Annotated in this window: 23 protein-coding genes; 11 read left to right on the forward strand and 12 right to left on the reverse strand. The window is 71.1% G+C overall.

Going from position 1 to position 24,688, the window contains the following annotated elements:
• Positions 1 to 4: 4 nt before the first annotated feature.
• The 4 genes from ACWEOW_RS11515 to ACWEOW_RS11530 form a co-directional block, all read right to left on the reverse strand.
• Positions 5 to 2,722 carry a nucleotide-binding protein gene (locus tag ACWEOW_RS11515; RefSeq protein WP_452269326.1) on the reverse strand — a complete coding sequence of 906 codons (2,718 nt, stop codon included), beginning with the start codon at positions 2,720 to 2,722 and terminating at the stop codon, positions 5 to 7.
• Positions 2,723 to 2,809: 87 nt separating this feature from the next.
• A complete protein-coding gene (locus tag ACWEOW_RS11520) occupies positions 2,810 to 3,010 on the reverse strand; it encodes a hypothetical protein (protein WP_452269327.1) in 201 nt (66 codons plus the stop codon).
• 75 nt (positions 3,011 to 3,085) lie between these two features.
• Entirely contained in the window at positions 3,086 to 3,277 is a 192-nt protein-coding gene (locus tag ACWEOW_RS11525) for a hypothetical protein (RefSeq protein WP_452269328.1), read from the reverse strand.
• 300 nt (positions 3,278 to 3,577) lie between these two features.
• Positions 3,578 to 4,201, reverse strand: coding sequence for an O-methyltransferase (locus ACWEOW_RS11530; protein ID WP_452269329.1), 624 nt, complete (start codon positions 4,199 to 4,201; stop codon positions 3,578 to 3,580).
• Between the two features lie 94 nt (positions 4,202 to 4,295).
• Between ACWEOW_RS11530 and ACWEOW_RS11535 the strand changes: the two genes are divergently transcribed.
• From ACWEOW_RS11535 to tatB, 5 genes are all read left to right on the forward strand, one after another.
• Positions 4,296 to 4,799: a hypothetical protein gene (locus tag ACWEOW_RS11535; RefSeq protein WP_452269330.1), complete on the forward strand. Its 504-nt coding sequence runs from the start codon at positions 4,296 to 4,298 to the stop codon at positions 4,797 to 4,799.
• Positions 4,800 to 4,935: 136 nt separating this feature from the next.
• Positions 4,936 to 5,592, forward strand: a complete 657-nt coding sequence (gene sigE / locus ACWEOW_RS11540) for an RNA polymerase sigma factor SigE (RefSeq protein ID WP_452269331.1) — start codon at positions 4,936 to 4,938, stop codon at positions 5,590 to 5,592.
• 18 nt (positions 5,593 to 5,610) lie between these two features.
• The gene (locus ACWEOW_RS11545; RefSeq protein WP_452269332.1) at positions 5,611 to 6,282 is read left to right on the forward strand and encodes a hypothetical protein; all 672 of its coding nucleotides are present in this window, start codon (positions 5,611 to 5,613) and stop codon (positions 6,280 to 6,282) included.
• Positions 6,279 to 7,970, forward strand: coding sequence for a trypsin-like peptidase domain-containing protein (locus ACWEOW_RS11550; protein WP_452269333.1), 1,692 nt, complete (start codon positions 6,279 to 6,281; stop codon positions 7,968 to 7,970). Before ACWEOW_RS11545 ends, ACWEOW_RS11550 begins: the two co-directional genes overlap by 4 nt.
• 59 nt (positions 7,971 to 8,029) lie before the next feature.
• Positions 8,030 to 8,383 carry a Sec-independent protein translocase protein TatB gene (tatB, locus tag ACWEOW_RS11555; protein ID WP_452269334.1) on the forward strand — a complete coding sequence of 118 codons (354 nt, stop codon included), beginning with the start codon at positions 8,030 to 8,032 and terminating at the stop codon, positions 8,381 to 8,383.
• Positions 8,384 to 8,583: 200 nt separating this feature from the next.
• Here the strand turns inward: tatB and ACWEOW_RS11560 are convergent, their stop codons facing one another.
• The 4 genes from ACWEOW_RS11560 to ACWEOW_RS11575 form a co-directional block, all read right to left on the reverse strand.
• Positions 8,584 to 9,726, reverse strand: a complete 1,143-nt coding sequence (locus tag ACWEOW_RS11560) for an Mrp/NBP35 family ATP-binding protein (RefSeq protein WP_452269335.1) — start codon at positions 9,724 to 9,726, stop codon at positions 8,584 to 8,586.
• A 152-nt stretch (positions 9,727 to 9,878) separates the two neighbouring features.
• Positions 9,879 to 10,439 (reverse strand): DUF1003 domain-containing protein, encoded by a 561-nt coding sequence (locus tag ACWEOW_RS11565; RefSeq protein ID WP_452269336.1) that lies wholly within the window; start codon positions 10,437 to 10,439, stop codon positions 9,879 to 9,881.
• Positions 10,436 to 11,740, reverse strand: a complete 1,305-nt coding sequence (locus tag ACWEOW_RS11570; protein WP_452269337.1) for a magnesium transporter MgtE N-terminal domain-containing protein — start codon at positions 11,738 to 11,740, stop codon at positions 10,436 to 10,438. The genes ACWEOW_RS11565 and ACWEOW_RS11570 overlap by 4 nt, the downstream gene beginning before the upstream one ends.
• Positions 11,741 to 11,758: 18 nt before the next feature.
• Positions 11,759 to 12,373, reverse strand: a complete 615-nt coding sequence (locus ACWEOW_RS11575; RefSeq protein ID WP_452269338.1) for a hypothetical protein — start codon at positions 12,371 to 12,373, stop codon at positions 11,759 to 11,761.
• An 89-nt stretch (positions 12,374 to 12,462) separates the two neighbouring features.
• On the opposite strand from ACWEOW_RS11575, the gene ACWEOW_RS11580 reads away from it, so the two are divergent.
• Both ACWEOW_RS11580 and ACWEOW_RS11585 read left to right on the forward strand, forming a co-directional pair.
• Positions 12,463 to 13,536, forward strand: a complete 1,074-nt coding sequence (locus ACWEOW_RS11580) for an HpcH/HpaI aldolase/citrate lyase family protein (protein WP_452269339.1) — start codon at positions 12,463 to 12,465, stop codon at positions 13,534 to 13,536.
• A gap of 5 nt (positions 13,537 to 13,541) precedes the next feature.
• Positions 13,542 to 14,492 carry an HpcH/HpaI aldolase/citrate lyase family protein gene (locus tag ACWEOW_RS11585; protein WP_452269340.1) on the forward strand — a complete coding sequence of 317 codons (951 nt, stop codon included), beginning with the start codon at positions 13,542 to 13,544 and terminating at the stop codon, positions 14,490 to 14,492.
• A 55-nt stretch (positions 14,493 to 14,547) separates the two neighbouring features.
• On the opposite strand, the gene ACWEOW_RS11590 is transcribed toward ACWEOW_RS11585, so the two are convergent.
• From ACWEOW_RS11590 to ACWEOW_RS11600, 3 genes are all read right to left on the reverse strand, one after another.
• Complete coding sequence (locus tag ACWEOW_RS11590) at positions 14,548 to 15,282, reverse strand: class I SAM-dependent methyltransferase (protein WP_452269341.1); 735 nt, start codon at positions 15,280 to 15,282, stop codon at positions 14,548 to 14,550.
• A 77-nt stretch (positions 15,283 to 15,359) separates the two neighbouring features.
• Positions 15,360 to 16,298: a hypothetical protein gene (locus ACWEOW_RS11595; RefSeq protein WP_452269342.1), complete on the reverse strand. Its 939-nt coding sequence runs from the start codon at positions 16,296 to 16,298 to the stop codon at positions 15,360 to 15,362.
• Positions 16,295 to 16,867: an RNA polymerase sigma factor gene (locus ACWEOW_RS11600; RefSeq protein ID WP_452269343.1), complete on the reverse strand. Its 573-nt coding sequence runs from the start codon at positions 16,865 to 16,867 to the stop codon at positions 16,295 to 16,297. Before ACWEOW_RS11600 ends, ACWEOW_RS11595 begins: the two co-directional genes overlap by 4 nt.
• Positions 16,868 to 16,985: 118 nt before the next feature.
• Here ACWEOW_RS11600 and ACWEOW_RS11605 point away from each other — a divergent pair, with 118 nt between their 5' ends.
• From ACWEOW_RS11605 to ACWEOW_RS11615, 3 genes are all read left to right on the forward strand, one after another.
• A complete protein-coding gene (locus tag ACWEOW_RS11605) occupies positions 16,986 to 17,840 on the forward strand; it encodes an extensin family protein (RefSeq protein ID WP_452269344.1) in 855 nt (284 codons plus the stop codon).
• An 18-nt stretch (positions 17,841 to 17,858) separates the two neighbouring features.
• A complete protein-coding gene (gene proS, locus ACWEOW_RS11610; RefSeq protein ID WP_452269345.1) occupies positions 17,859 to 19,268 on the forward strand; it encodes a proline--tRNA ligase in 1,410 nt (469 codons plus the stop codon).
• A gap of 112 nt (positions 19,269 to 19,380) precedes the next feature.
• A complete protein-coding gene (locus ACWEOW_RS11615; protein ID WP_452269346.1) occupies positions 19,381 to 20,049 on the forward strand; it encodes a nitroreductase family protein in 669 nt (222 codons plus the stop codon).
• A 110-nt stretch (positions 20,050 to 20,159) separates the two neighbouring features.
• Here ACWEOW_RS11615 and ACWEOW_RS11620 read toward each other — a convergent pair whose 3' ends face one another.
• A complete protein-coding gene (locus tag ACWEOW_RS11620; RefSeq protein ID WP_452269347.1) occupies positions 20,160 to 21,068 on the reverse strand; it encodes a serine protein kinase RIO in 909 nt (302 codons plus the stop codon).
• 245 nt (positions 21,069 to 21,313) lie between these two features.
• Between ACWEOW_RS11620 and ACWEOW_RS11625 the strand changes: the two genes are divergently transcribed.
• Positions 21,314 to 24,646 (forward strand): DUF7379 domain-containing protein, encoded by a 3,333-nt coding sequence (locus ACWEOW_RS11625; RefSeq protein ID WP_452269348.1) that lies wholly within the window; start codon positions 21,314 to 21,316, stop codon positions 24,644 to 24,646.
• The last annotated feature ends 42 nt before the right edge of the window (positions 24,647 to 24,688 follow it).

Here is a 24,688-nt window from a genome sequence, read left to right on the forward strand (position 1 = left end):
CGTGTCACGTGCCAGTGTTGGCGAACCGGTCGGCCACAGCCGCGGCCACGTCGATGAACGCCTCCTGCGTGCTCGGGGACAGCCGCGACAGGAGGGTGCGCCCACCCGACTCGAGCGCCGCGTCCCAGGGGATCTCGGTGACGTGGGCGCAGCGGCGGGCGAAGTGCTGCTTGACGGTGCTGATGGTCTGGTCGTCGCTGCGCGCGACGGCGTTGATGACGACGACGGCCGATGAGACGAGGTCGGCGTAGCCGTGATGGTCGAGCCAGTCGAGCGTCTGGGCACCCGCGCGGGCTCCGTCGAGCGCGGGCCGAAGCACGAGCACGAGCTGGTCGGCCTCGCCGAGCAGGCCCTGGTTCGCGCTGTCGAGGATGCCGGTGCCCGTGTCCAGCAGGATCAGGTTGTAGTAGTGGTCGAGGAGGGAGACGACGCGCCGGTATGCCGGCCGGTCCAGGGCCTGGCTGATCGTCGCGTCGTCGTCGGACGAGAGCACCTCGAGCCGGGACTCCTCGCACTGCGAGGTGTAGCGCCGCATGGCCGAGAACGTGTCGATCGTGTCCATGTCCGCGAGCAGGTCGGTGACCGTGCGCGGGCAGTCGCCGGCGATGCGCCGGGCCAGGTTGCCGGCGTCAGGGTTCGCGTCGACCGCGACGACGCGGTCTCCGCGACTCTGCGCGAACGTCGCGCCGAGGCCGACGGTCACGGTGGTCTTGCCGACGCCGCCCTTGCGGCTCATGACCACGATGCGGCGGCTGCCGTCGATCGGGGCCCGGACCCGCTGGGCGATCTGGGCGCGGCGGAGCTCCTCGGCACCGGGGCCGGGGGCGACCCGTCCGCCGGTCGCTACCCGCACGGCCCGGCGCCATCCCGTGCGGGCCATCGTGCGGGGTTCGCCGAACAACGCCTCGTCGGTGAACTCGTCCGCCGACAGCGAGCTGGCCCACTCGTTCTCGCCCGCACCGGCGTGCTCGCCACGGGCCCGGCTCGCCGTCGCCGGATCGGCCTGGGCCGGGTCGGCCTGGGCCGGCTCGACCTGGGCCGGCTCGACCTGGGCCGGGCCGGTCAGCGTCTCTGGAGGCGCCTGCGTCGTGCCGGCGGTGTGGGTGGTGTCGGCGGCGTCCTCGGGCGATGGCGTCACGGGCGGTGGCGTCACGGGCGGTTGTGTCACGGGCGGTGGCGTCACGGGCTGAAGCAGGGCGGGCTCGGGGCGCAGGGGGTCCGGGAGCGCCGGTGCGGAAACGGGCTCGGGCCGTGGTCCGGCGAGTCCGTCGCGCGCGTCGTCGGGTCGCCCCGGCACCGCGGCCGGTGGTCTGTCGATCGTGCTCATGCGCGTCCGCCTCGAGTCAGCAGTCAGGCGCCGTCGCAGGACGCCCACCAGCAGCAGAACGATCCGGTAGAAGACCAAGGCTAGTCCCGCGAGGGGGAGCACGAGCAGGAAAGTGCCGATCGCACCAACGAGCACCGTTTGCACCGATGTGGACCTCCAGCCGCTCACCACGGCGTCCCACTGGACCCCGATCGCTCCGAAGGTGGTCGTCACGATGGTCGGCAGGTTGACGATCGTCCACACCAGGGCGATCCCGAGCAGCGGCACGACCGTGAAGACCCACGCCGTCACGGCCCGCCGCGCCGACGGGCGCATCTCCTTCACTCGCGGGTCGACCGGGCGGCCGGGCATGAGCGAGCGCAGCACCGGCTTGATGCGGGAGAACAGGTCCGGGATGCCCGTGAGGTCGGTCAGCACGAAGTACCCGTCGAACCGGACGGTCGGGATGAGCTGCTGGATCATCTCGATCTGCATGAGCAGGATGACGAGCAGCAGCAGCCCGCTGCCGGTCCATGCCTGCACGGTGCCGGCCACGAGCAGGCACCAGACGTTGAAGTAGAGGCCGCCGAGATCGGTCCTGAGCCGGCCCCTGCGGTCGAGGCGGTACGAGTCCGTGACATTGGTGAAGAACGCGGGGAAGAGCAGGTAGATGCCGACGCCGATCCGGCCCGGCGTCCCGCCGGAGGCGGCACAGCCCGCGGCGTGCCCGAGCTCGTGGATGACCGCCCCCAGCGTCATGATCCCGAAGAGCGCGAGCAGGAGCGTCGGGGTGGCCAGCACGGCGGACAGGGCCGACATGACACCGCCGTCGAGCAGAAGCCTCGCGTCCAGGGCCACGAGTGCGGCAAGCGCGGCGACGACGACGGCCGGGTGGAAGGCAGGGGTCAGCAGGCGGGCGAGCGGGCGGACCACCGCAGCCGGGATCAGCGTGCCGCGCAGCCCGAGGCTCAGCACCGGCCGGGCCACGCTGCGGTCGGCGTCGGAGGCCGCTGGCTCGGCGCCGACCTCGGTGACGAGCCGGAGCGGCATCAGCTTGGTGCGCAGGAGGTAGTCCAGGCCGTCCTCGGTGAGCATCCTGCCGTGGACGAGGCTGACCGAGCGGGCGATCTGGGCCAGGGTGCGCGCGGGGTCGACGCGTGACAGCACGACGTGCAGCAGCTCGGAGACCTGGATCACCTGGCCGTCTCCGCGGCGCACGAGGTACGGCGTCGTGGCGAGCCCCGACGCCGGCACCGGTCCGAGGAGTGCCACGTCCCGTGGGACGGCCCACCGCACCTCGGTGAGTGGCCGGTCGGTCTGCGCCGGTCCGACGGGCGTCAGGTGGCGCTCGGCCGGCAAGGCCTGCGTGCCCAGCACGCTCGGCGTGCTCACGCGGGAGGCGACGAGCTCGGACATGGTTTCCCCCAAAGCTTCAGGCTGCGGCATACCGTGCTGGCGCGTCCCCGTGCCTGGAGGGCACGCCAGCACGATCGGGTGAACAGGTCAGTGGATGACTGACGCGAGGACCTGGTGCGCATTGGCGTACGCACTGCTGTTGACCGTCGCGGCGTTGATCGCAATCGACAGGTTCACCCCGATGACCGGGGCGACGTTGATGTCGAAAAACAGCGTCTCCCGGTCCGGCAGGCACTCGACGAGCTCGTCGTCGATGTCCCTGAGCGAGATCGACGTCATGGTCTGCATGACATCCCCCTTCTACATGCGGAAGTCCGGTGCCCCGTCCCGAGTGTCGGCGGGACGGTGGCACCGGACAGCGGGTCAGTGCTGGACGACGCCGATGACCTGGGTCGCGTTGCTCTGGGCGTTCGCGAAAACGGAGGCAACGTTGAGAGCGAGCGACGAGTTGCTCGCGTAGATGCCGGCCCAGTTGTTGTTGAAGAAGAGCGTCTCCTTCTCGGGAAGCAGCTCGACGGTCTCGGACTCGAGCTCGGAGTAGCTGATCATGTTCATGGTGTTCACCTCCTTCCCTGCTGCCAACAAGTAGACCGAGAGGGGTGTGACGGGTCCGTCATCGTGCCGTCAGGCAGGCGTGAATCTTGCGTCATGCCGGCGTGAGGGCCGCGTGAGCCGCGCGTGACACGGGCGTGACTGAGGTGTGAGGTCCGCGTGATCGCCGCGTGACCGGGGCGTCAAGCGGGCGTTGTCCGCATTTCGCCTCGGCGCGCTTGCACTCTCGGATTCCCTTGGTGCCGTGGGCAATCCGAGGTCGGAGTCCGGCCAGGGGCTTGACGAGCCTGGACGGCTACGTGGTCAGCTCTTGACGGCGAGGAGGAGGCCGTCGCTGACCGGAAGCAGGGCGACCGTGAAGCCGGCGTGGTCGCGGATCGACTTGCCGACGTCGCGCAGGGTGCGGGTCTCGGCATCGCGGTTCGCCGGGTCGGACTCCTTGTCGGTCCACGTCATGGCAAGGGTGCCCCCGGTGCGCAGCAGCCGCGCGGCCTGGTTGAGGTACTCGGGGTACTCCTGCCGGTCCGCGTCGACGACGAACAGGTCGTAGGCGCCGTCGGTCATCCGCGGGAGCACCTCCAGCGCGCGCCCGGCGATGACCCGGGTGCGCTGGTGCGCGATGCCGGCTGCGGCGAACGCGTCTCGCGCCGCCCGCTGGTGCTCGGTCTCGAGGTCGATCGTCGTGAGTATGCCGTCCGGTGGCATCCCACCGAGCAGCCACAGTCCCGAGGCGCCGGCGCCCGTGCCGACCTCCATGACGGCCTTGGCCCCGATCGCCGCCGCGAGCAGCTGGAGCACCGCCCCGACGCCGTTGCCGACGGGCTCGGCGCCGAGCTCCTCACCCCGCAGTCGGGCCTGCTCGATGTGCTCGCTCGGGGTGACGAACTCCTCCGCGTGCGACCAGGCCGCAACCTTCTGGGTGCTCATGCGGGCCACCCTACTGTGCGGCATACGGCATCGACGGGACGCGCGTCGGGGCGCTCGGGACCTACGGCGTCCCGGAAGCGCCTAGGGTGCGGACATGGACGAACTCGACCTGCCGGCGCCCCAGCACCGCCGTCCGGCGGGCGTCGACGACGCGACGATCGAGGCTCTCGGGAAGCTGTCGGAGGCCTTCGAGGTCGTCGAGGACGCGCGTGGCCACCTCTACGGCTTCCATCGCCTGACCGGCACGGCCGACCTCGCCCTCGGTGAGGCCGTCGACCTGCTCCGGGCGGCCGGTCATGGAGAGCTCGCCGACGAGATCGAGACCGACCTGGTCGGCCGGAACGTGCTCGAGGGCCGCTGGACCTTCCAGGTCGTCGAGGAGTACGACGACGGCTACTACGAGACCTTCAAGCGGCTCGAGGCGCTGGCGCGCGAACGGCTCGTCGGGGGCCGCCGCCACCTGTTCGAGGCGCAGATGAAGGAGGACCGGCGCACCCATGGGCGCCGGCACCACGAGGCCGTGCCGGCCGAGCAGGCGGCCGAGCAGGCGGCCGATGCGGCCGAGGCGGGCGAGGCGGGCGAGGCGGGCGAGCGCTGACAGGCGGTCATCGGGGATCCACAGCGGATCCACAGGTTCCGATGTGCGCGCACATAACCGGATCGGCCACTCTGAAGGGGAACGAAACGAGACGCAATGGCGTTCTTGTCGTTGAACCCTTCCGTGAAAGGCCCCCGTGACCACCAGCGTGACGACCACCCCGCCCGCCACCGTGGCGCAGGCCGACTCTGCATGGACTCCTCCGACCTGGGAGGAGATCGTCGAGCAGCACTCGGCGCGCGTGTACCGGCTGGCCTACCGCCTCACGGGCAACCCCTATGACGCGGAGGACCTCACGCACGACGTGTTCGTCCGCGTGTTCCGGTCGCTGCACTCGTACCAGCCGGGCACGTTCGAGGGCTGGCTTCACCGCATCACGACCAACGTGTTCCTCGACAAGATGCGCCGCAAGCAGCGCATCCGCTTCGACGCCCTCCCTGAGGACGCCGCCGGCCGTCTTGCCAGCGCCGAGAAGGGCCCGGAGCAGACGTATCACGACGCCCGCTTCGACGACGACGTGCAGCGTGCGCTCGACGCCCTCGCGCCGGAGTTCCGGGCCGCGGTCGTCCTGTGCGACATCGAGGGCCTTTCCTACGAGGAGATCAGCGCCACGCTGGGCGTCAAGCTCGGCACCGTGCGCTCCAGGATCCACCGAGGGCGCGCCCAGCTGCGCGAGGCCCTCGCGCACCGCGCTCCCGACGTGGCTGCCAGGCCCGCCGCGAAGCCGGAGTCGCGCACGGGCCGCGCAGGCCTGCGGATCCCCGGACGCCGGGTCGCGGCAGGGACGCGCTGATGGTGCAGAGGTGACCCCGTGACGCCGCACCTGCGCAACCACGTCCGCGCGTACGTCGACCGCGCGCTGCCTCCTGCCCTGCTCCACCTCTACGACCGCCACGTCGTGTGCTGCACGATGTGCCGTGCCGCGGCGGACCAGGAGCGCCGGATCGTCGCGTCGCTGCGCTCCGACACGGGGGTGCCCATGAGCCTGCGGTCCTCCCTCATCGGGCTCGCCACGGCTCCGCCGGCGCCCGAGGTGCCGGCGCACAGCGGGCCACGGATCCCATTGCCCCCCATCGGCTTCCGTATGCCGTCCGCCCCCTCGTACGACCCCGTGCCGACGGTCTCCCCGGGTGCGCCCGCACTGCACCGTTCCCCGATGCGTGCTGCGGTCGTCGCCTCGATAGCGGCAGGTGCCTCGGTGGCGGCGGCCTGGGGCCTGGCCGTGTCCCCGGTCTCCGGTTCCGGCGGCACGTCGCGCCAGGTCCCCGTGGCGCACTTCGGCCAGAACTCCCTGACGGGCCTGAACGGGCACTCGCTGCCGGTGAGCCGCACGAGCTCCTCCAGCGGCACGATGTACGGCCCAGCCATGCCGGTGCGCGTCACCGTGTCGTACTGGGTCGTCGCGACCGGCACCGCGCACCGCGACAGTGACCTGGGCCCGGTTCGGTTCACCAGCGTCAGTTCGGCACAATCAGGTCCATGAGCGACGAGTCGAGGACGCCGGACCACGAGCCCGCTGCTTCGGAGGTAGCGCCCGAGGCGAGTCCCCAGACAGGGCCCGAGACGGGCCTCCAGCAAGGGCCCGAGCATGGGCCCGAGCGCGGCGAGCCCGAGCGCACCGGCATCATCGACCTGCACGACACGCGAGCCATCCCCTCCGAGCCCGCGAGCACCGCGCCCGGCCAGGACGACGATGCCTGGTTCGACGTGTTCGGCGACCCGGCCTCGACGGGGGTTCCGGCACGCGCCGACTCGTCGTGGGGCAGTGACCGCGCCGACGCGCTGGCCGAGGAGGCGCACCGTGCGGCGTACACGCCCCCGGTCGAGTCTCCGACGCCCGACTCGCACGCGCCGGGTTCGGTGAACCAGCCGGGTTCGCCGTCGGCCTCCGCCGGCGCCTACTACGCCGCGACGGCCGCCGCCGGCACGACCGCGCCGGCGGGGTCGACCGGGGCTCCAGGCCCGTATGGCACCCACGGTGCGTACGGCCCGACGGATGCCAGCGGCATACCCGGCTCTCCGGTGGCGCCCCCCGGTGGCGAGGTGCCCGGCGGGCCCGGTGTCCCACTGACCGACGAGACGGCGGCCTCACGGCCTCGGCGCCGTCGTGGGCTCATCGTGACCGGCGTCGTCGCCCTCTGCCTGTTGTCCGGCGTCATCGGCGGCGTCGCCGGCCACGTCGCCGAGGACCGCATCAACCTCGGCGGGACCACCCTGCCCACCCCGGGTCCGGGCGCCACGTCACGCCCGGCCGGGTCGGTGGCGAACATCGCGGCGAACGTGCTGCCGAGCGTCGTCACGATCAAGGTGGACGGCGGTAGCGAGGGCTCGGCGACGGGCTCCGGCTTCGTCATCGACCGCTTGGGCCACGTGCTGACCAACAACCACGTGGTGGAGGCGGCGCCCAACGGCGAGATCCAGGTCGTGCTGAGCACGGGCGACACCGAGAAGGCGACGGTCGTCGGGCGCGACGCGAGCTACGACCTCGCCGTGCTGAAGATCGCCCGCAGCGACCTCACCCCGCTGACCCTGGGCCAGTCCGACAAGGTCGTCGTCGGCGACCAGGTGATCGCGGTCGGCGCGCCGCTGGGCCTCGACCAGACCGTCACCACGGGCATCGTCAGCGCGATGAACCGCCCCGTGACACCCGGCGACGGCACCGAGGCGTCCTACATCAACGCCATCCAGACCGACGCCGCGATCAACCCCGGCAACTCCGGCGGCCCGCTGCTCGACATGACCGGGCAGGTCATCGGCGTCAACAGCGCGATCGCGCGGGTGCCCGGGACGTCCGGGTCGACCGGCGGCAGCATCGGCCTGGGCTTCGCGATCCCGAGCGACCAGGCGCGTCGCACCGCCGACCAGCTCATCGCCACCGGGAAGGCGACGCACCCGATCATCGGGGTCAAGCTCAACCGCACCTTCACGGGCGAGGGCGCAGAGGTCGACGACTCGGGCGACGCGGTCACCTCGGGAGGTCCCGCCGCCAAGGCCGGGGTCAAGCCGGGTGATGTCATCGTCGCGTTCGAGGGCAAGCGAGTGCGCACCCCCGACCAGCTCATCGTGTCGATCCGGTCGCGCGCCGTGGGCGACACCGTGACCCTCACGGTCCAGCGCGACGGGCACGACTTCGACCTGAAGATGACGCTCGAGGCGGAGCCGGCGAAGTAGCTCCCAGCGCGGGACCGTAGGATGGCCGCGCCGTAGGAACGCGTGGAAGCGAGGGTCAGTTGTTCGACATCAACGGGTGGGAGCTGCTCCTGCTCGGTGTGCTCGCCATCCTCGTGCTGGGGCCCGAGCGGCTCCCCGACTACGCCGCGAAGTTCGGACGGTTCGTCCGCCAGGCTCGCCAGATGGCCGACCGCGCCAAGCAGCAGCTCAAGGACGAGATGGGTCCGGAGTTCTCCGACATCGACTGGCGGGCCTACGACCCGAGGCAGTACGACCCGCGCAAGATCGTGCGCGACGCCCTCAGCGCACCGCCCGACGAGGAGCCGGTGGCGGACACCGCCGACAAGCCGGTCAGCGTGCCGCGTGGCCACGACCCGTCGTTGCCGACCCCGTGGGACACCGAGGCCACCTGACCCGGTCGGTCACTGGCTCGAGATCTTCCTCGTCGGATGTCGCGATCAGCCCCACTGGCCGCGGCCGTCCCGCCCGACGTAGCAAGTCCCCCGAGTCGCCCCTCGGCATGGTCGAGCCGGGCGCGAGCAGCGGACTTGATGTGTCCTGCGGGACGGCCCCCGGGTCCTTGGCCGAGCGCCCGCGAGCGAGCGGACTGCGGTCAGCGACCGGCGGGCGTGAGTCCGAGCGAGCGACCGGCGAGCCCCCGGGCGCGCGTGGCGAGCGTGCGCGCGACGCCGCGCAGGGCCACGGCGGCGGGGGAGTCCGGCTCCCCGAGGACGACCGGCATGCCGTTGTCACCACCCTCCCGCAGCCGGGTGTCGAGCGGGATCTGACCGAGCAGCTCGACCGGGGCGCCGATGCTGCGGGTCAGCGAGTCGGCCACGTCCCGGCCACCACCTGAACCGAAGATCTCCTGGCGTGTGCCGTCCGGCAGCTCGAGCCACGACATGTTCTCGATGACGCCCACGACCCGCTGATGCGTCTGCAGCGCAATGGAGCCCGCGCGCTCGGCGACCTCTGCGGCGGCCTGCTGCGGCGTCGTCACGACGAGGATCTCGGCGGTCGGGATGAGCTGCGCGATCGAGATCGCGATGTCGCCTGTGCCCGGCGGTAGGTCAAGCAGCAGCACGTCGAGGTCACCCCAGAACACGTCGGCGAGGAACTGCTGCAGGGCGCGGTGCAACATGGGGCCACGCCACACGACCGGCTGGTTGCCCGGGACGAACATCCCGATCGAGATGACCTTCACCTCGTGCGAGATGGGCGGCAGGATCATGTCGTCGACCTGCGTCGGTCGCTGCTCGACGCCGAGCATGCGCGGCACCGAGAAGCCGTAGACGTCGGCGTCGACGACGCCGACCCGCAGGCCCTGCTCGGCCATCGCGGCAGCCAGGTTGACCGTGACGGATGACTTGCCGACGCCGCCCTTACCGGACGCCACGGCATACACCCGCGTCAGCGAGCTCGGCTTGGCGAAGGGGATCTCCTTCTCCGGGGCCCCACCGCGCAGCTGCTGACGCAGGGTGGCGCGCTGCTCGTCGCTCATGACATCGAGTGCGACGTCCACAGCGGTGACGCCGTCGAGGGCGAGCAGGGCGGCTGTGGTGTCGCGGGTCAGGGTGTCTTTCATCGGGCAGCCCGAGACCGTGAGGAAGATCGCGAGCGCCACCCGCCCGGCATCGTCGATCTCGACCGACTTGACCATGCCGAGCTCGGTGATCGGCTTGCGGATCTCGGGGTCGTTGACCTTCGACAGGGCCGTGAGCAGCGCATCACGGCTGGGCACCACGGGGACAGACATGGTGTCCATCGTATGCCGCAGATCGGCCGCTCCCGACCACGCCCCCTGTCACTCCTGCCACACTCACGCGACCCTCGCGTCCCGCTCGCGCGACACCGGCAACACACCGAGCAGTCGCAAGGTTCGCCGGTTATTACCGCAGAAGCGTGCAGCTAGCCGGTGTGTTGCGGGGGCGTGTGGTCGTCGTCGAGGCGGCGGAGCAGGGCGCGCTCCTCGAGCTCGTCGAGCAGGCCGCGCAGCTCGGACCGGACGAAGTCGCGCGTGGCCTGCTCCCGCAGCGCCACGCGCAGCGAGGCCACCTCACGGGTGAGGAACTCGGTGTCGGCGAGGTTGCGCTCGTCGCGAGCCCGGTCCTGCTCGAGGGCGACCCGGTCGCGGTCCGCCTGCCGGTTCTGCGCGAGCAGGATCAGGGGTGCGGCATACGACGCCTGCAGGCTCAGCATGAGCGTGAGGAAGATGAACGGGTACTCGTCGAAACGCAGGTTCGGCGGGGCCAGGATGTTCCAGCCCACCCACACGAGCACGAAGACCGTCATCCCGATGAGGAACTGTGCCGTGCCCATGAAGCGCGCGAACTTCTCGGAGAGGACGCCGAAGGCCTCCTGAGACAGCGACACCTGCGGCAGGAACCGAGCGCGCTGCTCGCGAGGCTGGTCGAGCTTGTCGCCGCGCACGGCCCGGGCGCCGATCCGCCGCTCCGAACGCTCGCTCACGGGCGGACTCCGAGCTCGTGGCGCTCTTCGCGCCAGTCCTCCGGGAGGATGTGGTCGAGCACGTCATCGACGGTGACCGCACCGATGAGCCGGCCGTCGTCGTCGACGACGGGCAGCGAGACGAGGTTGTAGGTCGCGAGCGTCCGGGTCACCGTCTCGAGCGAGGCGTTCGCCGAGACGGGCTCCATCTCCTTGTCGATGATCGAGCCGATCGCCGCGTGCGGCGGCTCGCGCAGCAGGCGCTGGATGTGGACGAGGCCGAGGTAGCGGCCCGTGGGCGCCTCCAGGGGCGGACGGCATACGTACACCTGGGACGCGAGCGCCGGGGCGAGCTCCTCGCGGCGCACCGTCGCCAGCGCCTCGGCGATCGTCGCCTCGGGACCGAGCACGACCGGCTCGGTCGTCATCATGCCGCCGGCGGTGTTCTCGTCGTAGGTGAGCAGCCGCCGCAGGGGCGCCGCCTCGTCGGGCTCCATGAGCTGCAGAAGCTGCTCGGCCTGCTCGGGGGGCAGGTCTGCGAGCAGGTCGGCGGCGTCGTCGGGCTCCATGGCCTCGAGCACGTCCGCAGCCCGCTCGGTGTCGAGCCCGGCGATGATCTCGACCTGGTCGTCCTCAGGGAGCTCCTCGAGGACGTCGGCCAGGCGTTCGTCGTCGAGGGCGGCGGCGACCTCGGCCCGCCGCTTGGGGTTCAGGTCGTGGATGACCTCGGCGAGGTCGGCGACCTTGAGGTCGTCGTACGTCTCGAGGAGGCGTTCCGCACTCTGCGCGCCGGACTGCTCGTGCAGGCCCTGGACGTCACGGGTGTCGACGAGCATCGTCTTGCCCGACCGCCGGCGAGTCAGGCGTGACATGGCGCGAGATGCCGAGGACACCCCGGACGCCTGCCGGACGAAGACCTTGACGCCGAGCCAGTCGCGGCGCAGCCCCTGCTCGATCGCGAGGTCCTCGACGATCGCATCGCCGAAGCCCGCCTCGACCGCCTCAGGCGTCGTCACCTTGACCGTGCGGTCGAACAGCTCGGCGGCCACCAGCATCTCGTTGGTCCGCTGTTCGAAGCGGCGCATGTTGACCAGGCCGGTCGTGATCACGGCACCCGCGTCGATCGAGGTCACCCGCGTCATCGGCACGAACACCCGCCTCCGGCCCGGCACCTCGACGACCAGTCCGATCACGCGAGGCTCGGGCCGGTTGGCCGAGAACATCACCACGACGTCGCGCACGCGACCGACCTGGTCACCGAGCGGGTCGAAGACGCTCAGTCCCGTCAGGCGCGCGACGAAGACGCGGGTGCTGGCGCTCATGAGGCCCAGGCTATGCGGTCACGTGCCGTGCCGGCCGACGCCACGTCGCTGACGCTTCTTGCGCAGCTTGGCGCGCTCCCGGGCGGCCTTGACCGCGGCCTTGCGGGCAGCCTTGGCGCGCTTGCGCTCTGCGCGCTCCTCTCCGCGCCCACCGAGGTGCCACGGGCGCCACGCGGTCGTCGTCGCGGCCGTGCGGGCGGGGGCGGCCCGGTGGTCGCCGGCGTCGTAGGCGCCTGGCGACTCGAGCGGGCTGTCGAACGGCACGAGTGCGGTGATGGTGCACTCGGCGGCCCAGCGGGTCAGCGAGTCGTCGACGGCGTTGAGCCGCGAGGCCTTGAGCAGCTCGGCGGCACGCTGCCACTCGGGAGTGCCGGGCTCGAGGACGTGGACGTGCGCCCGGATCGTCAGCAACCGCCCGCCGGTGTCCTTGCTGCGCAGGATCAGCCGGACCTCCTTGGGCAGCCAGGGCAGCGGCTGCTCGCCCGGCCCGCTCACCACGAGGGCAGCGCCGTCGTCCCACACGTGCCAGGCCGGCCAGGTGCGGTCGTCGGCGACGTCGATCCAGAGCAGGCCGGACTTGCTCATGGCCTCGCCGAGGAGGGCGGTGAGGTTGGCGCTGGGCGGCTCGGTCACACCGCCACCATAGTGATTCCGACCTCATTGGTGGTGGGCGTGACTGCGGTCATAACCGGGTGCGCCGGGCCGTTGCTACGTTGACGCCCATGCGCAGCGCAAAGGACTTCTTCCGTCCCCTTGCGGTGGGCGCCCCGACACCGCTCACCGAGGTCCCGGCGCGTCCATCCCGGGTCATCCACTTCTTCGACCCGAGCAACGAGAAGATGGCGGCCAAGGTCCCCGGGCTCGTCGGCACCGTCGACGTGCTGCTCGGCAACCTCGAGGACGCGGTCAAGGCAGACCGCAAGGAGGCGGCACGGGCCGGGCTCGTCGCCATCGCCAAGGCCACGGACTTCGGGGAGAACACCCAGCTCTGGACGCGGGTCAACGCGCTCGACAGCCCGTGGGTGCTCGACGACCTGACCACGCTGGTCACCGAGATCGGCGACCGGCTCGACGTGATCATGGTGCCCAAGGTTCAGGGTGCCGAGGACATCCACTACGTCGACCGGATCCTGGCCCAGCTCGAGGCGCGTGCGGGTCTGACCCGCCCGATCCTCGTCCACGCGATCCTCGAGACCGCGCGGGGCGTGGCCAACGTCGAGGAGATCTGCGGTGCCTCGCCGCGCATGCAGGGGCTCTCGCTCGGCCCCGCCGACCTGGCGGCCGACCGCCGGATGAAGACGACGCGGGTCGGGGGCGGCCACCCCGGCTACCTCGTGCGGCAGGACCCGCTCGACGGGGACATCCAGGGAGAGCGCGCGACCTACCAGCAGGATCTCTGGCACTACACGATCGCCCGGATGGTCGACGCGTGCGCGATGCACGGGATCTTCCCGTACTACGGGCCCTTCGGCGACATCGCCGACGTCGTCGCGTGCGAGGACCAGTTCCGCAACGCCTTCCTGCTCGGCTGTGTCGGCACGTGGTCGCTGCACCCCGTCCAGATCGAGATCGCCAAGCGCGTCTTCAGCCCGTCCGCCGAAGACGTCCGCCACGCAAGGCGTGTCGTCGCGGCGATGGGGGACGGCACGGGCGCCGTCATGCTCGACGGCAAGATGGAGGACGACGCGAGCCTCAAGCAGTGCCTCGTCATCGTGGAGCTCGCCGAGCGCCTCGCCCGGACCGACCCCGCGCTCGCCGCGCTGTATGCCGCCGAGCCCGCCACGCAGGAAGGCTGAGTCCCATGGTCGCCGACCACACGGCATACGGGAATGACGCATCGGACCCTCGCAAGCTCGGGAGCGACCCCTCCCCGGCTCCAGGACGCGGGGCCGTGCGCCCACGCCGCTCGGTGCTCTACATGCCGAGCTCCAACGAGCGTGCCCTCGAGAAGGCGAAGACCCTGCCCGTGGATGCCCTCATCCTCGACCTCGAAGATGCCGTGGCCCCCGACGCGAAAGAGACTGCGCGCGAGAACGCTTGTGCTGCAGTGCAGTCCGGGGACTATGGCCGGCGCGAGCTGACGATCCGCGTCAACGGCATCGGCACCCAGTGGCACGACGCCGATCTTGCAGCGGCCTGCGCTGCAGGGCCCGACGCGGTGGTGGTGCCGAAGGTCGGGTCCGCGGACGAGGTGCGGTCGCTCGTCGAGGCGATGGTGGCGGCCGGGGCCCCCGAGCATGTACGCCTCTGGGCGATGATCGAGACGCCCTCGGCGATCCTGCACGCGGAGGAGATCGCGAGCGCGTCGGACCGCCTCGCCTGCCTCGTGCTCGGGACCAACGACCTCTACAAGGAGCTCGGCGCGACGTACTCGCCGGGACGCGCGGCGATCCAGACGTCGCTGCAGCTGGCTCTGCTCGGCGCGCGGGCCGCGGGGGTCGCGATCGTCGACGGTGTGTTCAACGACGTGAAGGACACCGACGGGTTCGTCGCCGAGGCTCGGCAGGGCAGGGAGCTGGGCTTCGACGGCAAGACCCTGATCCATCCGGGGCAGGTCGATCCGTGCAACGAGGTCTTCGCCCCGAGCGAGGCGCAGGTGCAGGAGGCGCGCGCGGTCATCGCCGCGTTCGAGGCGGCGGCAGCGCAGGGCTCCGGCGTAGCCACGCTGAACGGCCGGCTCATCGAGAACCTCCACGTCGACACGGCGCACAAGGTGCTCGCGACCGCCGAGGCCATCGCCGCGCTCCGCTGACCCCCGCGCTCCGCTGACCCCCCGCGCGGGTGACCCCCGCGCGGGTGAGCCTCGGTCAGGGCAGGCGGTAGACCGACACGTGTGAGCGCGACTCGGCGGTGAACTCTGCGCCCGACCAGTCGGCGTGCCGGGCCTCGAGCGCGAAACCGGCGAGCCGCCCCATGAGGTCGAGCTCGGCGGGCCAGATGTAGCGGTGCGGCGAGCGGGTCAGGCGGGCCTGCCTGGTCTCGTCGAAGGTGAAGTGGTGCGAGACGACGTGCTGCTGCAGCACGTCGTACGTGTCCAGCCCGATGTAGCCCGGCTGCAGGTCCCACACGGTCGCAGGCACACCGGGCGGCAGCCGGCGCAGCTCGGGCACCCAGAGCTCGACCACGAAACAGCCGCCCGGGACGAGGTGGCGGGCTGCGTTGCGGAAGCAGTCCACCTGCTCCTGCTGCGTCATGAGGTTGGAGATCGTGTTGTACACCAGGTACACCAGCGTGAACTCGCCGTGGGCGGTCGCGGTGGCCATGTCGCCGAGGACGACCGGGATCGACTGCGCGTCGGCCTTCTCCCGGAGACGGTCCACCATCGGCTGCGACAGCTCGATCCCGCTGACCGGCACACCGCGCTTCGCGAGGGGCACGGCGACCCGGCCGGTGCCGATCGCCAGCTCCAGCGCGGCACCCCCGGCAGCCAGTGCGGCCAGCCGTTCGACGGTCGGCCCGAGCACGTCGGGGGCGAACATCCCCGCGTCAGGCGTGTCGTAGCGCGCTGCGGTCTCGGCATCCCAGAGCTCGTCCTGCCACATGTCCTCGACCTTGCCGCCCGTCGCGGGGCGGGTCCAACGAATATCCGCCGCGCCGCCGCGGCGCCCCTTCGGACGGCTCAGAGCCGGCGGTCGAAGACCACCCTTCCGGCCGCATCGCGAGCCACGAGCCGTACGTTCGAGTCCTGGGTCATCGGCCGATACGGCAGGAACCCGACGAACACGGCCCCGTCGACACCAGGGAGGGTGAGCCGGTACGGCAGCGGAGTCAGGACACCGTCCTGCTCGAAGTCCACCGAGGCGACCCGCTCTGAGGTCGCCACCACCGGCCGGAGCACATCCCGGTACTCGTCCACCTCGTTGGTCGAAGGGTCCGACAGCGCCCCTTCGCCGAGGTCGTCGAAGGGGCCCGGCTTGGCGGTCGGCAGCGGGAAGGTCACGCACGTCGAGCTGCTCCCGCGGACCTGGTTGTCGTTGATGTCGCGGTTCGCGGGCCACACCATGACGCAGCCCGCGGGCCGGGCCTTGCCGTCGCCGTACGACCCTGCGTCCGTCATCGCCGGCGCGAGCAGGATGTTGGCCGGGCGCCCTCCGACGTGGACCGTGCCGAGGCCGATGGTCCGGCCCTTGGCCATGTGCGCCCACCGGTTCTGCCTGCCCAGCTTCGTCTGGTCGACGTACTGCTGGTATGCCGGCAGCGGGCTTCCGATGGTGAGCCCGGGCATGACCGGGCCGGTCGACGAAGCGCTCGAGGTCGTGCTCGCGCTCGCTGTCGATGTGGTGGCGGTCGACGTCGCTGCGGCTTGGGTCGTGGCAGACGAGACCGACGCGGTGCCGGAGCCGAAGGACGTGGTGTCCGGCCGGGCAGTCCACCAGCCCGTGGCGACCGCGGCGCCGGCGACAGCGACGACCGACGCGGCACCGAGGGTAGGGCGCAGCCACGGCCGGCGAGTGCCGAGGCGTCTCTCGGTCTGCTGCCACAGCGTTTCCAGGTCGACGTCGATCTCCTGCGCGGCAGTGTCGAGCAGGTCCCGGGTCAGCAGGTCACGGTCGGTCATCGGTCCTCCAGGTGGCGGTGCAGGTCGTCGAGCCCTCGGGACACGGCGGACTTCGCGGCACCGACGGTGGTGCCCATGAGCGTGGCGATCTCGGCATACGACAGGTCCAGCCAGTACCGCAGCACGACCGCCTCCCGGCGCCGCTCTGGCAGGTGGTCCAGGGCGGCGAGCACCCGGCTCGCCTCCGACGTGCGCAGCGACGCCTCCTCGGCGGACTCGGCGTGCCGTTCCGCGTCGCGGCGCTCCAGGCGGGTCCGGCGCCATCGGACCACCCGGCGGCGATGCCGGTCGCGGACGAGGTTGACTATGACGCGGTTGAGGTAGGCGCCGGCGTCGGCCAGGTCTCCGGTCCCACCCTGGTAGCGCTCGTAGAGACGGCAGAACGCGTCCTGGACGACGTCCTCGGGGTCGTCGGCGCCGAGCAGCGCGGCGAACCGCACGGCTCGCGTGGCGTGGGCGTCGAAGAGGCCGCGGAAGCCGGCCGCCCGGTCCGTCGGGTCGCTGACGATGACTCTCACACCTGGCACGACGCGCGAGTCGCCGAAAGGTTGCCCCGTGCCCCCTGTCATCCGGAGAGGGTATGCCGTTCGCCCCTTCGAGGCGCCCGAGCGACGGGTGGGTGCATGTGGCGGACAAGCGGCATACGGCTTCGGGAGAGACGGGGAGCGCCCGCGCGTTGGTCAGGGCATGGAGCGCTCTGAGAGGCCCCGCATCACCCGGCGCGGCCTCATCGTGGCGGGTGCCCTCGGCGTCGTCGCTGCGGGCGGCACGTATGCCGTCGCGCGAAGCGGGCTCGTCGAGCTTTCCGAGGTGCCCGGCATACCTGGACTCGCCGGCCCCCCGCCCCCCGAACTGCGCATCGACCCGCAGCCGGTCGACTACCGCGACCTCGTCGGGCGGCGGCGGATCGGCCGGGCGACCTACGTCTACGAGGTCACCGGGCGGCCGGCGACGTACTACGTGACGGACGCCTTCGGCCGGCGCCTCGACCGCTGGCTGGCGCTGCACGAGCGGTACATCGGCCAGGTGCCCGACGAGGTCCGCTCCTACGGCGCGTGGGTCCGCGGGGCCGCGACCTCGTGGCACAGCTCGGGCGAGGCGATCGACATCTCACGCCTGCGCGCCGGCGGCCGCGACCTCGTCTCGCTGCGCTACGACCAGTGGCGTGACGCGCCCGCGGCCGAGCTCCAGCGGCGCCTCCGGCTCTACTGGCGCACCGCCGCCGGGCTGCACCACGAGTTCGCGGACGTCCTCACCTACCTGTTCGACGACGCCCACGCGAACCACATCCACGTCGACATCGGACGCTTCGGGCCGGAGCAGCCCAGACTGATCCGCCGGTCCCACGCACAGGTCCAGGCCGTGCAGGCGATGTGCCGGTACGTATGGGGACGCACGGACGTCGAGATCACCGGGGAGCTGGACGACGCGACTCGCGAGGCCACCTCGCGCGTCCTCGAGGAGGCGGGCAGCCCTGATGCGCTGGCCGACTCGAGGGAGGCGTGGCAGGCGTTCCTCGTCGCGACGATGCGCGAGGCCTGACCCGTAGGATCGGTCGTCATGGCCCAGAGCGTGCTCACTCCACAGTCCGACGACTTCCCGCGGTGGTACCAGGACGTCATCGCCAAGGCCGAGCTGGCCGACAACGGCCCGGTGCGCGGCACGATGGTCATCCGGCCGTACGGCTACGCGATCTGGGAGCGGATGCAGGCCGACATGGACCGCCGGATCAAGGAGACGGGCGCTCGCAACGCCTACTTCCCGCTGTTCATCCCGCAGTCGTACCTCGAGCGTGAGGCGGAGCACGTCGAGGGCTTCAGCCCGGAGCTCGCCGTCGTCACGCACGCGGGCGGCAAGGAGCTCGAGGAGCCGGTCGTGGTGCGGCCGACGTCCGAGACGGTCATCGGGGAGTTCATGGCCAAGTGGACGCAGAGCTACCGCGACCTGCCGCTGCTGCTGAACCAGTGGGCCAACGTCGTGCGCTGGGAGCTGCGCCCCCGCATCTTCCTGCGCACCAGCGAGTTCCTCTGGCAGGAAGGGCACACTGCGCACGCGACGGAGCAGGACGCGCGGCAGTTCGCCAAGCGCATCCACGAGGACGTGTATGCCGCGTTCATGAGGGAGGTGCTCGCGATCCCGGTGGTCCTTGGCCGCAAGACCGCGAAGGAGCGCTTCGCCGGCGCGACGAACACGATGACGCTCGAGGCGATGATGCGTGACGGCAAGGCCCTGCAGATGGGCACCAGCCACGAGCTCGGGCAGAACTTCGCCAGGGCGTTCGACATCACCTACCTCTCGGAGCAGGGCCGCCAGGAGCTGGCCTGGACGACCTCGTGGGGGAGCACGACCCGCATGGTGGGAGGCCTCATCATGTGCCACGGCGACGACAACGGCCTCCGCGTGCCTCCGCGGCTCGCCCCTGTCCAGGTGCTCGTCATGGTCGTCAAGGCGGGCGAGGGCGTCGCGGAGGCGGCCGGCCAGGTCGTGAAAGACCTTGTGGCGCAGGGCATTCGCGCGGAGCTGGACGACCGGGTCGACACGCCGTTCGGCCGGCGCGCGGTCGACGCAGAGCTCAAGGGCATCCCGGTGCGCATCGAGGTCGGGCCGCGCGATCTCGCCGCCGGCACGGTGACGCTCGTGAGGCGCATCGCCGGAGGCAAGTCGCCGCTGCCGCTCGGGGCGCTCGTCACCGAGGTGTCCCGCGCGCTCGACGAGGACCACCAGGCTCTGTATGCCGCCGCGCTGGCTCATCGAGAGACGAACACCGCCGCTGTCGAGACCCTCGCCGAGGCCGCCGAGGCGGCTCGCACGGGCTGGGCGACGATCCCGTGGAAGCGGGTCGGCGACGAAGGGGAGGCCGTGCTGGCCGAGTCGTCCGTCACGGTGCGCTGCCTCACGATGCCCGACGGTTCCGTGCCCTTGTCTGAAGACGACCCGGACGTCCTCGCGGTGGTCGGGCGGGCCTACTGACGCGCGGCGAGCGAAGCGAGCCAAAAGCCCAGAGTGGGCCTTCCCACAGGGGAGTCGGGAAGAGGCAGGCGTCGGGCATGGTTGAGGAGTGCGTGAGGAGGGTGAGCGCGACATGAGCGACGAGACGGTGACCACCGAACGGCATACGCCGCCGGGTGTCTCGGCGCAGCCGGACATCCTCACTCCGCTGTTGCGCGAGCGCGAGAGCGTCATGGTCTACGACCGGTCGCACGTGCTGTCGCCGGAGTCGCTCCGGGCCATCCTGGAGGCGGCTCGCTGGGCACCGTCTGCGGGCAACTCGCAGCCGTGGGGCTTCATCGTGGGCCGGCGTGGCGACGATACCCACGCCACGATGGTCGAGCTGCTGTCCTCGGCGAACCAGGTGTGGGCGCCGAGCGCTTCAGCGATCATCCTGACGCTGCATCAGGTCGCGACCGACGAGGACCACGAGATCGCCTACAGCGACTACGCGATGTTCGACCTCGGCCAGGCGGTGGCCCACATCACCGTGCAGGCGAGGTCCATGGGCCTGCAGGTGCGCCAGTTCGGTGGCTTCGACCACCGTGCCGCGGCCGAGCGGTTCGCGGTGCCCCCGCACTGGGCGGTGACCACCGGGATCGCGCTCGGGCTTCCGGCCGGGCCCGACGGAGACCTCGAGATGCCCGACTGGCTGCGTGCGCGCTCGCGTCTGCCCAGGTCTCGACTGCCGCTCGAGGCCTTCGTGCACTCCGGCAAGTTCGGCCACCCCGCCGACTTCCTGGACGAGCCGCCGACGGGCTGATCCGCTGGGGCCGGCCCCACGGACATACCAAGTCCCGCGCGGCGTGGTGGCTCACGCCTCTCGGCCAGCCACGCAGGCACTTGGTGTGTCCGTGGGGACGGCGCGGTGATCTACCAGCGCGACGTCGCCGCGGCCATGAGGTCGCCGAACAGGAGTCCGTCGTCCACGGCATACCCCCGGCGGGTGAACCAGTCGCACATGTTCCGCGCGTCCCGCTCGAGGAACTCCGGGCCGTGCGGGTTGCCGATGATGTCGACGATCTGCGGCCAGTCGATGAGGACCAGCCGCGCATCGTCACCGTCGCCGTCGAGCAGGACGTTGTACGGCGAGAGGTCACCGTGTGCCCAACCGAGCTCGGCGAGCCGAAGCATCGCCTCGCGCAGCTGCTCGTAGAGCCTCGGGAGCAGCTCCGGATCAGGTCGGGCCTGGGCGAGCCGCGGCGCGGCCTGCCCGTCGGGAGTGCCGATGAACTCCATCAGCATCTCGTCGTCGGACATCTGCACCGGGTACGGCACCGGCAGTCCCTCGCCCCACAGCCGGACCAGCGTCTCGAACTCCGCGAAGGCCCAGAGTCCGCTGATCAGCTCCTTGCCGAACGAGGTCCGCGTGCGGATGGCCCGCGTCTCGCGCGACTTGCGCACCCTCCGTCCCTCGAGGTAGCCCGAGTCGCGGTGGAACATGCGGTGCTTGCTCGACCGGTACCGCTTGCCGGCCATGAGGACGTCCCGTTCCGGGGCGCCCGGCACCCACCTGCGGACGAGGTGGACGTCGGCCTCCTTGCCCGTCTTGAGGACACCGAGGTCGGCCTCGACGGCGCCGAGGTCGGTGATGACCCAGTCGGGTCGGGGCTTGGGACCGTGGGTCGCACCGTCCCAGCTGGACCAGCGCTCGCCCTCCGGAGGTGCGTCGGGCGCGCTGTCGACGGCAAAGTCCTCGACGCTGTAGTCGCGAGCCCGGCCGTCAGTCAGGCGAGAGTCGAATACCTCGTACTCGTCCTCGTGAAAAGCATTGAATGACAAAGGAACTCCAAGTTCGTAGCGATGTGGGCAGGCATGCCCGGGGCCGTGATCGACATGTCACCCTCCTTGGGTTCCCGTGCGCCGGCCTGATGCCGTCGCGGTCGTCCACGAGGGTGCCGCATCGCTCGCCTGCGACGCAAACGAATTACCGGCCCGCTTTGGGCGAATCCGTATCAGCGCGCACGTCTCCACCTCTACCGTGACAAGAGAGTCCGTCCAGCGGGTCCCCTCGGAGGGAGCAAGGTATGCCGGCCGCGTCCTTCGGCGGTGGAGCGGTGCGGGTGCGCACCCCCGAGACCTACGACGCCACCCGAGCCTCGACCGGCGACGACCGCCCGCGACACACGGACCGCGACCTGCCGCCCCTGCCTGCGGGAGGACCTACCGCTGCGCTGCTGGATGCCCTGGCGGACAACGACTTCACCGTCCTGGATCGGATCGACCTCACGCCCCGAAGGTCTCGGGACATCGACGGCAGGCCACCCTCGAACCGCAGGGGCACGGTCCAGGTCGACGTCGACGTCGCCCCCGGTGATGACGCGGTCGTGCTGCTCGAGCGTGACGGCGTCTACTCCTGGCAGCTGCCCAAGGGCGGCCCCGTCGACCGCTCCATCGACCCCGGCCCCCGAACCGTCAGCTTCGACATCCCGGTGCAGCCGATGCGCCCCACACGTCCAGCGCCCCACTCCCAGAGGGCTGGACGCGAGCGAGAGATCACCCCGTCGGACGGGGACAGGTCTCGTGACCGCGGGCTGCTGGGCGACCTGGTTCATGGGGCGGTGCAAGCCATCGTCATCAAGTTCGTCGCGCCGGCGGTGGTCGGCAAGGTCATCGAGGTTCTCGAGTCAAAGATCCGCACAGGACTCGTGCACATCACCGGCGGCTCGCTCGACCACTGGAAGCCGATCCAGTCGATCGCCGAGGTGCCGCTCGACACGGACTGGACGCCACGGGTGCTGCTGCTCGTCCACGGCACGTTCTCCTCGACCGTGAGCGGCTTCGGGGCGATGTCGGTAGCGGCGGATGCGAGCCGCTTCGTCGACACCCTCGTCTCTGCCTACGACGCCGTCATCGGCTACGACCACCGCACGCTCAGTGTCGATCCGGAGAAGAACGCGCACGACCTGCTCGACCTGCTGTCGGCCGGGGGAGACGGCCGGCCGCTGCAGATCGACGTCATCACGCACAGCAGAGGTGGGCTCGTCACGAGGTCGCTCGTCGAGACGGTGCTGCCGCAGTCGTCCTGGCAGGGCTCGGTCGACAACATCGTCTTCGTGGCCGCGACCAACGGCGGCACGCATCTCGCCGACCCGAAGCGCTGGCACGACCTCGTCGACCTCTACACCAACCTCGTGATGGTCGGAGCGGTCGGCCTCGCGCTCGTGCCGGGCGCGGCCGCGTTCACGGCCGTCGTCGGCGGTGTGGTGCAGGGCGTCGGCGCGCTGGTGAAGTTCCTCGCCTCGTATGCCGCTGACGCCAGGGCGGTGCCCGGGCTCGCTGCGATGGTGCCCGACGGGCCATTCGTCACGAAGATCAACACGATGCAGCCGGGCCAGCCGCAGCCGGGCACGAGCTGGTACGTCGTGTCGTCGGACTTCCACGTCTCGCTCCTCGGCGGTCACCCGGTCCCGGCGGAGTTCCCACGCGAGCTCGCGGCACGGCTCGCCGAGGGCTTCCTGGACGGGCTCTTCGAGGGCCCCAACGACCTCGTCGTCGACACGGCGTCGATGTCGGCGATCGGCCTGCCGAAAGGCGGTTTCGTACGGGACACGTTGGCGCTGGGGACGAACGACGTCACCTACCACGTCAACTACTTCTCGAACGCCTCGGTCCTCGGCAAGATCTCCCAGTGGCTGCCGCTCGGCCTCGGTGCCGGTGAGGACGATGGCACGTCCCTCCCAGCGTGGATGACAGCCGGCGCGGAAGGGGCACCAGAGGCGTCCCCGGAGGATGCGCTTGCCGGGGCACGCGCCGAGGACGACGTGGCCGAGGGTGCGTCGCGCGGGGGCGGTGACCGAGGCGTGGAGATGGCCGAGCCCCCGCCGCCCGCGGGCGTGGAGCCGGTCGCGCCGCCTGCGGCCACCGCCCACCTCGCGGCGGAGATGCCCGAAACCGTCACTCCTGCAAAGGAGTTCACGATCCGAGTTCGCCTGGCGCGGGTCGCGATCGAGGCGACTGAGGGAACCGTCCACGTCGACCAGCAGGTGCGAGTCGATGCGGAGCGCCCGGTCAGCGTCCAGGTCTTCGGCAAGGACAACGTCGAGGTGCTCGAGCGGGACAGCAAGGTCTTCGGCCTGCCCGGCGGCGACTGGGCGGCCGAGCTGACGTTCCGAGCCAGGGCGATCGCGCCCGGCCCGGTCGCCGTCGAGGTCGTGCTCCGCCAGGGCTGGGTTCCCGTCGCGACCGTCCGGTTGCAGGCCACCGCGGCCCAGGACGGCATGCGCGCACCCACCCCGGTGACGGCGTCGGTCCACACCGGCATCGAGGCTCCCGAGCTCGACGGCGTGGCGTGCCTCGACATCAGTCTCGGACGACGGGCCACGGGCGAGCTCGTCTACAGCTACGCGCTGCGCCTCGAGCCCGACGACGTGCGGTTCTTCGAGTCGCCTCCGATCGTCGGACGCGACGACTTCGTCCGCGCCCGGATCGCCGAGGTCGAGAGCGTCATCAAGGACACCCTTTCCAGCCCCTCGGCCCGGCTGAGGAAGCTCCAGAACATCGGTTCCATGCTCTTCGGGCAGTTCTTCCCGGAGGACATGCAGGAGTACCTCTGGACGCACCGAGACCTCGTGCACGACCTCATCGTCTACACCGACGAGCCCTACGTGCCCTGGGAGCTAGTGCACCTCAAGCCGCCTCGCGGCAAGCGCGGCGCGACCCCGCTGTTCCTCGCCCAGGGTGGCCTGGTCCGGTGGCAGATCGGAAGCTTCCCGCCCAAGCAGCTGAAGGTCCGCACCGGCCGGGCGCGCTCGATCTGCCCCGTCTACGCCGACCCGTCGATCAGCAACGACGCGGGAGTTCTCGAGGCCGAGTACCTCAGACAGCGGTTCGGCGCCAGGGCGGTCACCGCCACCCCGAACGGCGTCGAGCGGCTGCTGCGCGGCGGCAACTTCGACCTGCTCCACTTCTCGGGCCACGGGGCCGCTCGCACCGACAACATCGCGGACGCCCAGGTCCTGCTCAGGGGCCGCAGGCGCGGCAACGTCGTCATGAACGAGTTCCTCTCTGCCACTGACGTCTCGGAGAACCTCGACTGGGCCGATCCCTCCGTCGGCGGCCCGCTCGTGGTCCTCAACGCCTGCCAGACGGGACGGGTGGGGGAGCTCTTCACCACCGTCGGCGGCTTTGCCACGGCGTTCCTCAACGCCGGCGCCTCCGCGTTCGTCTCGTGCCTGTGGTCGGTGCACGAGGAGCCCGCCAGGGTCTTCGTCGAGAGCCTCTACGAGGAGCTGCTCAAGGGCACCCCGATCTCCCGCGCGAGCGCCGTCGCCCGGGCTGCCGCCCGCGAGGCCGACGACCCGACCTGGCTGGCGTACGTCGTGTACGCGAGACCCGACGCCGTGCTGGCGACGGGGTGAGACGGCATACGTCCCAGGCGAAGCCAACACCGCACGAGATCG

It is taken from the genome of Monashia sp. NPDC004114, from assembly GCF_053603855.1.